This is a genomic window from Verrucosispora sioxanthis (genome assembly GCF_010560025.1).
Taxonomy (GTDB): Bacteria; Actinomycetota; Actinomycetes; order Mycobacteriales; family Micromonosporaceae; genus Micromonospora; species Micromonospora palythoicola.
Genome location: NZ_SAIY01000001.1, coordinates 829,676 through 842,099, shown reverse-complemented (window position 1 = coordinate 842,099; position 12,424 = coordinate 829,676). Strand labels below are relative to the sequence as shown.

Annotated in this window: 9 protein-coding genes and 1 pseudogene; all 10 read left to right on the top strand. The window is 71.6% G+C overall.

Going from position 1 to position 12,424, the window contains the following annotated elements; all coding sequences use genetic code 11:
* Positions 1-39: 39 nt before the first annotated feature.
* The 10 genes and pseudogenes from ftsY to ENC19_RS03840 all read left to right on the top strand — a co-directional run bounded on the left by ftsY (position 40) and on the right by ENC19_RS03840 (position 12,289).
* Complete coding sequence (gene ftsY, locus ENC19_RS03885; RefSeq protein ID WP_164445718.1) at positions 40-1,224, top strand: signal recognition particle-docking protein FtsY; 1,185 nt, start codon at positions 40-42, stop codon at positions 1,222-1,224.
* Positions 1,225-1,230: 6 nt separating this feature from the next.
* Positions 1,231-2,094 carry an aminoglycoside phosphotransferase family protein gene (locus tag ENC19_RS03880; protein WP_216592600.1) on the top strand — a complete coding sequence of 288 codons (864 nt, stop codon included), beginning with the start codon at positions 1,231-1,233 and terminating at the stop codon, positions 2,092-2,094.
* 193 nt (positions 2,095-2,287) lie between these two features.
* A complete protein-coding gene (locus ENC19_RS03875; RefSeq protein ID WP_164445717.1) occupies positions 2,288-3,664 on the top strand; it encodes an ammonium transporter in 1,377 nt (458 codons plus the stop codon).
* A 25-nt stretch (positions 3,665-3,689) separates the two neighbouring features.
* Positions 3,690-4,028, top strand: a complete 339-nt coding sequence (locus ENC19_RS03870; protein ID WP_166458079.1) for a P-II family nitrogen regulator — start codon at positions 3,690-3,692, stop codon at positions 4,026-4,028.
* An 11-nt stretch (positions 4,029-4,039) separates the two neighbouring features.
* Positions 4,040-6,420, top strand: a pseudogene (locus tag ENC19_RS03865) ([protein-PII] uridylyltransferase).
* A 199-nt stretch (positions 6,421-6,619) separates the two neighbouring features.
* Positions 6,620-8,179, top strand: coding sequence for a signal recognition particle protein (gene ffh / locus ENC19_RS03860; protein WP_164445716.1), 1,560 nt, complete (start codon positions 6,620-6,622; stop codon positions 8,177-8,179).
* Positions 8,180-8,245: 66 nt separating this feature from the next.
* The gene (locus ENC19_RS03855) at positions 8,246-8,833 is read left to right on the top strand and encodes a Uma2 family endonuclease (RefSeq protein ID WP_164445715.1); all 588 of its coding nucleotides are present in this window, start codon (positions 8,246-8,248) and stop codon (positions 8,831-8,833) included.
* An 18-nt stretch (positions 8,834-8,851) separates the two neighbouring features.
* Positions 8,852-9,931, top strand: coding sequence for an amidohydrolase family protein (locus ENC19_RS03850; RefSeq protein WP_164445714.1), 1,080 nt, complete (start codon positions 8,852-8,854; stop codon positions 9,929-9,931).
* A 165-nt stretch (positions 9,932-10,096) separates the two neighbouring features.
* Positions 10,097-11,503, top strand: coding sequence for a proline--tRNA ligase (proS, locus tag ENC19_RS03845; protein WP_164445713.1), 1,407 nt, complete (start codon positions 10,097-10,099; stop codon positions 11,501-11,503).
* Between the two features lie 138 nt (positions 11,504-11,641).
* A complete protein-coding gene (locus ENC19_RS03840; protein WP_164445712.1) occupies positions 11,642-12,289 on the top strand; it encodes a DUF402 domain-containing protein in 648 nt (215 codons plus the stop codon).
* Positions 12,290-12,424: the final 135 nt, after the last annotated feature.

Below are 12,424 nucleotides of genomic sequence, written 5' to 3'. Positions count from 1 at the left end.
GGCTGAGACGTGATCGCCGGCATCTGACAGGATTCCGGCATGACGGAATACCTCCTCATCGCTCTCGCCCTGCTCGGTCTGCTGATCCTCGGCGGCATCGGGCTGGTCGTGCCGCGGCTGCGCCGACGGCCGCAGCCGCCGCTGCCGCGTACGGAGGTCGACACCCGGGCGGAGGAGGACCTCGCCGGCCCGCCGGTGCAGGCGCCGGAGGCTGACCTGTCCACAGGTGTCCTGGTCGAGCCGCCGGTCGAGGCGCCGGCACCGACCGTCGAGGTGCCCGAGCCGACCGCCGGTCGGCTGGTGCGGCTACGGTCGCGGCTGTCGCGGTCGCAGAACGTGTTCGGCAAGGGCCTGCTCGGTCTGCTCAGCCGGGACCGGCTCGACGAGGACGTCTGGGAGGAGATCGAGGACAGCCTGATCACCGCCGACGTCGGTGTCGACGCCACCCGGGACATCGTCGACCGGCTGCGGGAGCGCACCCGGGTGCTGGGTACCCGTTCGGTCGCCGAGCTGCGCACCCTGCTCGCCACCGAGCTGGTCACCGCGCTCGACCCGGGGCTGGACCGGTCGCTGCACACCGCACCGAAGGAGGGCGTCCCGGCGGTGCTGCTCGTGGTCGGGGTCAACGGCGCGGGCAAGACCACCACCTGCGGCAAGATCGCCCGAGTGCTCATCGCCGACGGCCGCAGTGTGCTGCTCGGCGCCGCCGACACCTTCCGGGCCGCCGCCGCCGACCAGTTGCAGACCTGGGCCGGACGGGTCGGGGCCGAGACAGTCCGCGGTCCGGAGGGCGCCGACCCGGCCAGCGTCGCCTTCGACGCGGTCAAGCGGGGTATCGAGACCGGCGTGGACACGGTCCTCGTCGACACCGCCGGCCGCCTGCAGAACAAGATCGGCCTGATGGACGAGTTGGGCAAGGTCAAGCGGGTGGTGGAGAAGCACGGCCCGATCGACGAGACACTGCTGGTGCTCGACGCCACCACCGGCCAGAACGGGTTGGAGCAGGCGCGCGTCTTCACCGAGGTGGTGAACGTCACCGGTGTGGTGCTGACCAAGCTCGACGGCACCGCCAAGGGCGGCATCGTCATCGCCGTGCAGCGCAAGCTCGGCATCCCGGTGAAGCTGGTCGGCCTCGGCGAGGGCCCCGACGACCTGGCACCGTTCGACCCGGCACAGTTCGTCGACGCGTTGCTGGGTACCGAACCCACCGGCCAGACCGCGTAACCTCGGGTGACCAGAGACGATCGCGCGTACGCGGGCTGGCGCGACGCGAGCCACCCGTCGCAGCGCCTCGGGAGACCGTACGTGACCTCGCAGGAGATCCCGCTGCACGGCGGGAACGTGAGCACCGTGGTGCGGGTCGGTGACACGGTGCGGCGCAACGCCGGACCGTGGACCCCGTCGGTGCACGCCCTGCTGCGTCACCTGGAGTACGTCGGGTTCACCGGCGCACCCCGCGCCCTCGGCATGGACGAGCGCAACCGGGAGGTGCTGTCCTACCTGGAGGGGGAGTGCGGGGAGTACCCGCTGGCCCCGCACTGGGTCACCGACGAGGCCCTGGTCACTGTCGCCACCATGCTGCGGATGTTCCACGACGCCCAGTACGGCTTCGTGCCGCCACCGCAGGCGGTGTGGCGCTCGTTCGGCCCGCCGCCACCGGACACCGAGGTCATCTGCCACCACGACGCGGCACCGCACAACGTGATCTGGCGGCCGGACGGCACCCTCGGGCTGATCGACTTCGACCTCGCCTCGCCCGGTGCCCGGATCTACGACGTGGCGTACGCGGCCTGGACGTGGGTGCCGATCTTCTCCGACCGGGACTCCATCACCCTCGGCTGGAAGCGTCCGGACCGGCCGCGCCGGCTGCGGCTCTTCGCGGACGCCTACGGGCTCATTCCGCGCGACCGCCATCGGCTGATCCGGACCATCCGCAAGCGGATCGTGGACCACGTCGAGGGCATCCGCCGGATGGCGGCGGCCGGGGAGCCGGCCTTCGTCCGGATCGTGCACAAGGGCCACCTGCGCCGGCCGATGCGGGATCTTCGGTTGCTCGACTACGAGCGACACGCCCTCGAGCACGCCCTGCGCTGAGCGACCGTTTCGGCGGTCGCTGGGCCGACGGGGGGATAGACCGGCACCAAATGGCCGATCCACCCCCGTCGAAGCGCCGAGGTGTGCGACTTTCTTCACACGTCCGAAACAAGCCGTCATGGTTCGGAAACCGGCCGGGGACCCTGGGTGAAACAGCGGACCACCAGGCTTCCGCGCAACCGGCGTACGGGCGATGCTGCGCGGTGCCGGGAGGGAGGGAGAAAACAACCCGAGAGGAGGCAGCGTGCCGGAGCTAGATTCTGGTGCCACCGCCTGGATTTTGACTTCAGCCGCGCTGGTGTTGCTCATGACGCCCGGCCTGGCGCTGTTCTACGGGGGCATGACCCGGTCCAAGTCCGTGCTCAACATGATGATGATGAGCTTCGGCGCGATCGGCCTGGTCAGCCTTTTGTGGGTGTTCTACGGCTACAGCATCGCGTTCGGTGAGGACGTCGGCGGGATCACCGGTGATCTTTCCGCCGCAGGCCTGCGCGGCATGCTGGAGAGCGGGACCGAGGGTGGCATCCCCGACCTGCTGTTCGCCGGTTTCCAGCTGATGTTCGCTGTGATCACTGTCGCGCTGATCAGTGGCGCGATCGCCGACCGGGCCCGGTTCGGCCCGTGGCTGCTCTTCGCCGGCCTGTGGGCCACCCTGGTCTACTTCCCGGTGGCGCACTGGGTGTGGGGCGGTGGCTGGATCTTCGAGCTGGGCGTGCTCGACTTCGCCGGTGGCACCGCGGTGCACATCAACGCCGGTGCCGCGGCTCTCGCCCTGGCGCTGGTGCTCGGTCGCCGGGTCGGCTGGCCGAAGGACAGCTTCAAGCCGCACAACCTGCCGATGGTGCTGCTCGGTGCCGGCCTGCTGTGGTTCGGCTGGTTCGGCTTCAACGCCGGCTCGGCGCTGGCCGCCAACGGCACCGCCGCGATCGCCTTCATCAACACCCAGGTCGCCACCGCCGCCGCGGTGCTTGGCTGGTTGCTGGTGGAGAAGATCCGGGACGGCAAGCCGACCACCCTCGGTGCGGCGTCCGGTGCCATCGCCGGTCTGGTCGCCATCACCCCGGCCTGTGCCTTCCTGGAGCCGCTCGGCGCCATCGCGCTGGGTGTCATCGCCGGTGTCGTCTGCGCGCTGGCCGTCGGCCTCAAGTACCGCCTCAAGTACGACGACTCGCTCGACGTGGTCGCCGTGCACATGATCGGCGGCATCATCGGCTCGCTGCTCATCGGCTTCCTGGCGATGGAGGTGCTGGCGGGTGAGGGCAACGACGGTCTGCTCTACGGCGGCGGTGTCACGCTGCTGGGCAAGCAGGCTCTCGGTTCGGCCGCCGTGCTGGTGTACTCGTTCGTGGTCGCGTACCTCATCGGCTTCGTGATCGACAAGACCATCGGCTTCCGCGCCAGCGCCGAGGCCGAGGTCGACGGCATCGACAACGCCGAGCACGCGGAGAGCGCGTACGAGTTCAGCTCCACGGGTGGTGGCGGTGGCGCGTTCGCCGCCGCGGGCATCGGTACCTCGGCGGCGCCGAAGACCGAGCCCACCGAACCGGTAAGCGAAAAGGTCGCCGGCTAACGTTCTGCGAATGGAGGGGTTGGACATGAAGCTGGTGACCGCGGTCATCAAGCCGCACCAGTTGGACGCCGTCAAGGAGGCCCTGCACACGCTGGGCGTGGCCGGTCTGACGGTGAGTGAGGTCCAGGGCTACGGGCGGCAGAAGGGCCACACCGAGGTCTACCGGGGCGCCGAGTACACCGTCGAGTTCCTGCCCAAGATCCGGGTGGAGGTGCTCACCGACGAGATCGACGTCGAGAAGATCGTCGACGCCGTCGTGTCGGCGGCCCGGACGGGCAAGATCGGTGACGGCAAGGTCTGGGTGACCGCCGTCGAGGAGGTCGTCCGGGTCCGTACCGGCGAGCGCGGCCTGGACGCACTGTAGGGCGCTGATCGATGACCTCGTTGACCAGCAGGGCAGCCTCGGAACCCCCCGGTAGCGCTGACCTCCTGGTCAACGAGGTCGTCGGCGTACCGGCCGGGATCGGCGCGACGGCGCGTCGGGCCCGGGCCGACGCGTACGACGCCTGGCTGGCCCGGTTGCTGCCGGACCGGCCGGGCGTCGCGCTGCTCGCGGTCGGCGGGCTGGGCCGGCGGCAGTGCGCCCCCTACGGCGACCTCGACCTGGTGCTGGTGCACGCCGGGGTGCCCGGCATCGACGAACTGGCCGCCGCCCTCTGGTACCCGATCTGGGACGCCGGGCTGCGGCTCGACCACTCCGTCCGGACCGTCGCCGAGGCGCTGTCGGTCGCCCAGGACGACGTCAAGGTGGCCCTCGGGCTGCTCGACGCCCGGCTCGTCGCCGGTGACCCGGACCTCGCGGACACGCTGGTGAGCAGCGCGACCGACCATTGGCGGCGCACCGCCGTCCGCCAGCTCGCGCCCCTGCGGGAAAGCACCGCCGCCCGCTGGCAGGCCCACGGCGAACTGGCTCACCTGCTGGAGGGCGACCTGAAGGAGGCGGCCGGGGGGCTACGTGACGTCGGCATCCTGCGGGCCATCGCCACCGCCGGGATCACCGACGCGCTACGACCCGCCGTACACGCCGCACACCTGCGGCTGCTGGACACCCGGGACGCGCTGCACCAGCAGGTCGGCCGGCGCGTCGACCGGCTGCTCGCCCAGGAGCGCGACGGGGTGGCCGCCCTGCTCGGCCTGCGTCGCACACCGTCCGGCGTCGCCGAGGACGCCCCGCCGGGCACCGTGCCGCCGCAGCCGGCCGGGTCCGCACCGGAGCAGCGGTACGGCCCGGCGTCGCGGGGTGAGGACGGCGACGGCGACACCCTGCTGCGTCGGGTCGCCGGTGACGCCCGGACCGTCAGCCACGCCCTGGACGACGCGCTCCGCGCCACCGACCGGCTGCGCTCCGGTCGCCGTCGTGGCGCAGACGGAAGGCCACTGCGCCGCCCGGTGGCCCGGGACGTGGTCGAGCACGACGGCGAACTGGTGCTGGCCCGCACCGCCATCGGCGCCCGCCCGGACGCCAGCCTGTCGCTGCGGCTGGCCGCCGCCGCGGCGACCACCGGGCTGCCGATCGCCCGCGCCACCTGCGAGTGGCTGGCCGCGTACTGCCCGCCGCTGCCCACGCCCTGGCCGGCGGAGGCCCGCGCCGCCCTGACCACGCTGCTCGGAGCCGGCACCGGCATGATCCCGGCCTGGGAGACCTGCGACCGGTACGGGCTGATCGACGGATGGTTGCCGGAGTGGACCCGGCTGCGCAGCCTGCCCCAGCACAACCCGGTGCACCGGTTCACCCTGGATCGGCACCTGGTGCAGACGGCCGCCGAGGCCAGCCGGCACACCCGCGACGTGGATCGTCCCGACCTGCTGCTGCTCGGCGCGCTCCTGCACGACGTCGGCAAGGGGCTCCCCGGTGACCACAGCGTGGTGGGCGCGCCGATCGCCGAGGGGATCGCCACCCGGATCGGCCTGCCGGCCGCCGAGGCGACGCTGATCGGCACGCTGGTCCGGCTGCACCTGGTGCTGCCCGAGGTGGCCACCCGGCGGGACCTGTCCGACCCGGTCACCATCGCCCGGGTGGCCGAGTCGGTCGGCGACGTCACCACCCTCGACCTGCTGTACGCGCTGGTGCGCGCCGACGCCGCCGCCACCGGCCCGGCCGCCTGGTCGGACTGGAAGGGCCGGCTGGTCGCCGAGTTGGTCGCCCGGGTACGCACCACCCTCGACACCGGCGACGTACCTGCCCCGCCGGCACCGGACCCGGCGCTGGTGGCCGGGCCGCTGCCGGTCGTACACCTGACCGGGGATCGGGTGTCGGTGGCCGCGGCCGATCGTCGGGGCCTGCTCGCGACGGTGGCCGGCTGCCTGGCCCTGCACCGGCTGGAAGTGCTCGCCGCCGACGCCTCGACCGTGGACGGGCGAGCCCTGGTGCAGTGCCGGGTGCAGCCGCGCTACGGCCTGGCCCCGGATCCGGTGGCGCTGAGCGCGGACCTGCGTCGCGCGGTACGCGGCGACGTGTCGGTGACCCAGCGGTTGCGCGGTCGGGCCCTGGCCGCACGGGGGCCGGGGCCCAACCGCGGGTGGTCTGGCACCGCGACGCCGCCACCGACGCGGTACTGCTGGAACTGCGGGCCGCCGACGCCGCCGGCCTGCTCTACCGGGTCACCAGTGCGCTCGACGCGGCCGGCGCCCAGGTCCGGGCGGCCCGGATCGCCACCCTCGGCGGCGACGTGGTCGACGCCTTCTACCTGGTCGGTGGCTGGCCCCCGGAGGACGAACGGGCCCGCCTGGAGGCAGCCGTGCTCGCCGCCGTCTGAGCGACGCCCGAAGGATCTGTGGCAGTGAAGGCGTCGACCGGGCGGCGTGTCGGCGACCGCAACTGCCACAGACCTGCCCCCGGCGGTGGGCTGCCCGGCCGGGAGCGGGGGTGTGGGTGGCGGGCTACCCTAGCGGTGGTCGGACAGCTCACCCGGCCTCGTTCGTGCTCATCGGAACACTGACAAACGGGATGTTCGCGTGTTTGACACCTTGAGTGACCGCCTTTCCGGGATCTTCACCAAGCTCCGCGGCAAGGGACGTCTCACCGACGCCGACATCGACGCCACCGCGCGCGAGATCCGCCTCGCGCTGCTGGAGGCGGACGTCGCGCTGCCAGTGGTCAAGGGCTTCATCGCGAACGTCAAGGAGCGGGCGCGCGGCGCCGAGGTCTCCCAGGCGCTCAACCCGGCCCAGCAGATCGTCAAGATCGTCAACGAGGAACTGATCGCCGTGCTGGGCGGCGAGGGACGGCGGCTCCAGTTCGCCAAACAGCCGCCGACGGTGATCATGCTGGCCGGCCTCCAGGGCTCCGGCAAGACCACGCTCGCCGGCAAGCTGGCCCGCTGGCTCAAGGCCCAGGGCCACCAGCCGCTGCTGGTCGCCGCCGACCTGCAACGTCCCAACGCCGTCGGGCAGCTCCAGGTGCTCGGTGGCCGAGCCGGCGTCGAGGTGTACGCCCCCGAGCCCGGCAACGGCGTCGGCGACCCGGTGCAGGTGGCGAAATCCTCGATCGAGCACGCCCGCCGGGCCGCCCGGGACGTCGTCATCGTCGACACCGCCGGCCGGCTCGGCATCGACGCGGAGATGATGCAGCAGGCCGCCGACATCCGGGACGCGGTCAACCCGGACGAGGTCGTCTTCGTCATCGACGCGATGGTCGGCCAGGACGCGGTCCGGACGGCCGAGGCGTTCCGGGACGGCGTCGGCATCACCGGCGTGGTTCTCTCCAAGCTCGACGGCGACGCCCGCGGTGGTGCCGCCCTGTCGGTCCGTGAGGTGACCGGGCAGCCGATCCTGTTCGCCTCCACCGGCGAGAAACTGGAGGACTTCGACGTCTTCCACCCCGACCGGATGGCCAGCCGGATCCTCGGCATGGGCGACGTCCTCACTCTGATCGAGCAGGCCGAGGCGGCCTTCGACACCGATCAGAAGGAGAAGATGACCGCCAAGCTGATGGGCGGCGAGCAGTTCACCCTGGAGGACTTCCTCGACCAGCTCATCGCGGTACGCCGGATGGGGCCGATCGCCAACGTGCTGGCCATGATGCCGGGCATGGGGCAGGTCAAGGACCAGCTCGCCGAGCTGGACGACAAGCACTTCGACCGGATCACCGCGATCATCAGGTCGATGACCCCGGCCGAGCGCACCAACCCGAAGATCATCAACGGTTCCCGGCGGGCCCGGATCGCCAACGGCTCCGGCGTCACCGTGATGGACGTCAACCAGCTGCTCAACCGCTTCACCGACGCGCAGAAGATGATGAAGCAGATGGGCGGCATGATGGGCCTGCCCGGTGCCGGTCGGCGCAAGGCGACCAAGTCGCCGAAGAACAAGCGCAAGGGCACCAAGGGTGGCAACCGGCCGCGCAGCGGCGCCGGCACCCGGGGCGTGCAGGGTGGCTTCCCGGGCGGGATGCCGCAGTTGCCGCCGGGGATGAACCCCGACGACCTGGCCGCCGGTCAGGGTCTGCCGCCGGGCTTCAAGCTGCCGAAGATCGACTTCAACAAGTTCGGCAAGGACGGCAAGCCGCCCCGCTGAGCGTGTCGGTGACGGCGGGTGACGTCATCAGCTCCTAGGGTGATGTCGCCCCTGGAAGGAGGAGTCATGACCGTGGCCCCCATGCTGCCCATCCCACCCGAGCGCTCGGAGTGGACGGTCGACGACCTCGGCGAGCTGCCGGAGGACCTTCCGTACGAACTGGTCAACGGAAGGTTGATCGTGCCGTCGCCGACCGCCCTGCATCAGGATCTCTGCGTCGAGCTGCTGCTCGCGCTCAGAGTCAACTGCCCGCCCGACTACCTGGTCAGCATCGACCTGTCGATGCGGATCGACCGGCGCAACGAGCCCCGACCCGACGTGGTCGCCATCCGCCGGGAGCACGCGAACCGTTCGCCCGTCCCGGTGGAGGACGCGCTGCTCGCCGTCGAGGTCATCTCGCCCACCTCGACCTTCCGCGACCTGTACGACAAGGCCAAGGTCTACGCCCACGCGGGGGTCCGGTCGTACTGGGTGGTCGACCCGCTGCACGAGAAGATGACGCTTACCGAGTACGCCCTCAGCGCGTCCGGAGACTACGAGGTCACCACGCACACCGAGGACCTCTTCGTCAGCGAGCGGCCCTGGAAGGTGTCGGTGGACCTGCCCGCGCTGACCGTGCGGCGGGCCGGGCTTCTGGCGCGCGACGGGCAGTGATCGGGTAGGACTGTGCGCATGGCTCTGCATGTGCGCGGTGTGCTCCTGCCCGACGACGAGGTACGCGACCTGTGGCTGGTCGGCGACCGGGTCACCTTCGAACCGGTGCCCGGCGCGGAGACGGTCGCCGACGGCGGTTTCATCCTGCCCGGCCTGGTGGACGCGCACTGCCACATCGGCATCGCCCGGGGCGGCGCACCGATCACCTCGCTGGACCAGGCGCGTGCGCTGGCGCGGATCGACCGGGACGCCGGAGTCCTCGCCCTCCGGGACGCGGGCTCACCCTTCCCGTACCCGGAACTTGACGACGAACCCGACCTGCCCCGGCTGGTCCGGGCCGGCCGGCACGTGGCACCGCCCAAGCGGTACCTGCGCGACATCGGTGTGGAGGTGGGTGCCGCCGAGGTGGCCGCGACCGTGACGGAGCAGGCCGCCGCCGGCAACGGCTGGGTGAAGCTGGTCGGGGACTGGATCGACCGGGGCGTCGGCGACCTGGCGCCGGCCTGGGACGCCGACACGATGACCGCCGCCGTCGCCGCCGCCCACGCCGCCGGGGTACGCGCCGCCGTGCACACCTTCAGCGAGTCGGCGGTGGAGGTCATGGTGCGGGCCGGGGTGGACTCGGTCGAGCACGGCACCGGACTCAGCCTCGACCTGATCGACCTGATGGCCCGGCAGGGCACCGCGCTGGTTCCCACGATGATCAACATCCGTACCTTCGGCCACATCGCCGACCAGGCCCGGGCCAAGTTCCCCGGGTACGCCGAGCACATGCTCGCCCTGCGTGACCGCTTCCCGCAGGTGGTGCGGTCCGCGTACGAGGCTGGTGTGCCGATCTACGTCGGCACCGACGCCGGTGGCGGTATCGACCACGGCCTCGCCGTCGAGGAGATGCTCCTGCTGCACGAGCAGGCCGGCATGTCCACCCTGGACGTGCTCGCCGCCGCCTCCTGGGGAGCCCGCGCCTGGCTCGGCCTCCCCGGCCTCGTCGAAGGTGGCCTGGCCGACCTCGCCATCTACCCCGAAGACCCCCGCACCGACCTCACCACCCTCCGCACCCCCACCCACCTGATCCTCCGCGGCCACCCCCTCCCCTGACCCACCCCCACCTGCCCCCACCCACCCCCCGCCGCCTGCCCGCGGTGATCAAGAAGTTCGCGTCAGATTCCAGCCCCCGGGCGACGCAAACTTCTTGATCATCGCGGCGGAGGGTGGGTGGGTTGGGCGTGGGGGGTGGGGGAAGGGCGCATAGGATGTGCGGTCATGGCGCGCGTGCTTACTCCCCGGGCAGAGGATTTTCCTCGCTGGTACCAGGATCTGATCGCCAAGGCGAAGCTGGCCGACAACGGGCCGGTGCGGGGCACCATGGTGATCCGACCGGCCGGTTATGCCATCTGGGAGCGGATGCAGGCCGAGATGGACGACCGGATCAAGGCCGCCGGGGCGGAGAACGCGTACTTCCCGCTGTTCATCCCGGAGAGCTACCTCAAGCGCGAGGCCGAGCACGTCGAGGGTTTCTCGCCGGAGCTGGCCGTGGTCACCCACGGTGGCGGCAAGCAGCTCGCCGAGCCGGTGGTGGTGCGGCCGACCAGCGAGACGGTCATCGGCGAGTTCATGGCCAAGTGGATCGACTCCTACCGGGACCTGCCGCTGCTGCTCAACCAGTGGGCCAACGTGGTCCGCTGGGAGCTGCGCCCCCGGGTGTTCCTGCGGACCAGCGAGTTCCTCTGGCAGGAGGGCCACACCGCGCACGCCACCCGCTCCGACGCCCGCGCCTACGCCCGCAAGATCCTGCACGAGGCGTACGAGGACCTGATGGTGAGCGTGCTCGGTATCCCGGTGGTGGTCGGGCTCAAGACCGCCCGCGAGCGTTTCGCCGGGGCGACCGCCACCTACACCTGCGAAGGCATGATGGGCGACGGCAAGGCGCTTCAGCTGGGCACCAGCCACGAGCTGGGCCAGAACTTCGCCAAGGCGTTCGACATCAGCTACTCCTCGGCCGAAGGGGGCCGGGAACACGCCTGGACGACCTCCTGGGGCACCTCGACCCGGATGCTGGGCGGCCTGATCATGTGCCACGGCGACGACAACGGGCTGCGGGTGCCGCCGAGGCTGGCGCCGACCCAGGCGTACGTCATGGTGGTCAAGGACGGTGACGGCGTCACCGAGGCGGCGGCCAAGCTGCGCGACGCGCTGCGGGACGCCGGTGTCCGGGTGACGCTCGACGACCGCACCGACACCCCGTTCGGCCGCCGGGCCGTCGACGCCGAGCTACGCGGCTATCCGGTACGCGTCGAGGTCGGTCCCCGTGACCTGGCGGCAGGCAACGCGGTGGTGGTCCGCCGTACCGACGGCTCGAAGGCGCCCACGCCGGTGGCGGACGTGGTCGGCGCGGTGCTCGCCGCTCTCGATGCCGACCAGCGGGCGCTGCACGACCAGGCGCTGGCCTTCCGCGAGTCGCGCACGGTCGACGTGGCGACCCTCGACGAGGCGCTGGAGGCGGCTACCACCGGCTGGGCCCGCGTCCCGTGGTCCGTCGTCGGCGTCGACGGCGAGGCCAAGGCCAACGCCCAGGGCGTCACCGTCCGCTGCCTGGTCCGCGCCGACGGCACCGTCCCCGACACCGAGACCGAAACCGACCTCATCGCCATCCTCGCCCGCGCCTACTAACCCACCCCACCCCACCCCACCGACGTGGTTGATCATGAGGTTAGCGGCGAAGTTGATCTCCAAAATTGCCGCTAACCTCATGATCAACGATGGGTGGGACGGGGTGGTGGGTGGTGAGGGGGCGGGTAGGGTCGGGGTGTGGGGTTTGAGCGGGGTCGGGTGGTGGTGCACCGTAACGTGCGGCGGGGGCGGGTTGGCTGGGTACGGCCGGCGCGGGTGGTCAGCGACGACGAGCGGGGGCTGCTGCTCTGGGTGGCCGAGGGCAGCCCGGTGGCCGGCGAGGTCAACGAGGCCGGGCTGGGCATGCGGGCGGTGCCCTTCCGGGAGTGGCTGACTCCGACCTACCGGCTGGCGCAGGGCCGCTGGAACGGCCCACCCTTGTTGAAGTTCCTGCCCACGGGCGCTGCTCATTCGGTCTGGTGGTTCCGTGACGTGCAAGGCCGCTTCGCCGGCTGGTACGTCAACCTGGAGGAACCGGGGGTCCGGTGGGACGACGGCGGGCTGGCCGGCGTGGACATCGTCGACCAGGATCTCGACGTGTGGGTCCGTCCGGACCGCGGTTGGGAGTGGAAGGACGAGGACGAGTTCGTCGAACGGCTGGCCTTCCCGGAGCACTACTGGGTGACCGACGAGGCCGCGGTGCGGGCCGAGGGTAAACGGGTGATCGCACTGGCCGAGGCGGGGGTCTTCCCCTTCGACGGCACCTGGTGCGACTTCACCCCGCCGCCGCACTGGACCGCCCCCGATCGCCTGCCGGACGGCTGGGACCGACCACCGGTGCGCTGACCGGGCCGGGGGTGTCGTTCGTCACGCCGGGTCCGTCCGGGGTGACGTCTGCCGGTGCGGTGTGAGCGTTCCGGCGAGGATCTGGCAGAATGGCTGGCTGGTATCCGGCGCGTGTCCGGCGCCCTCTAACCCGGG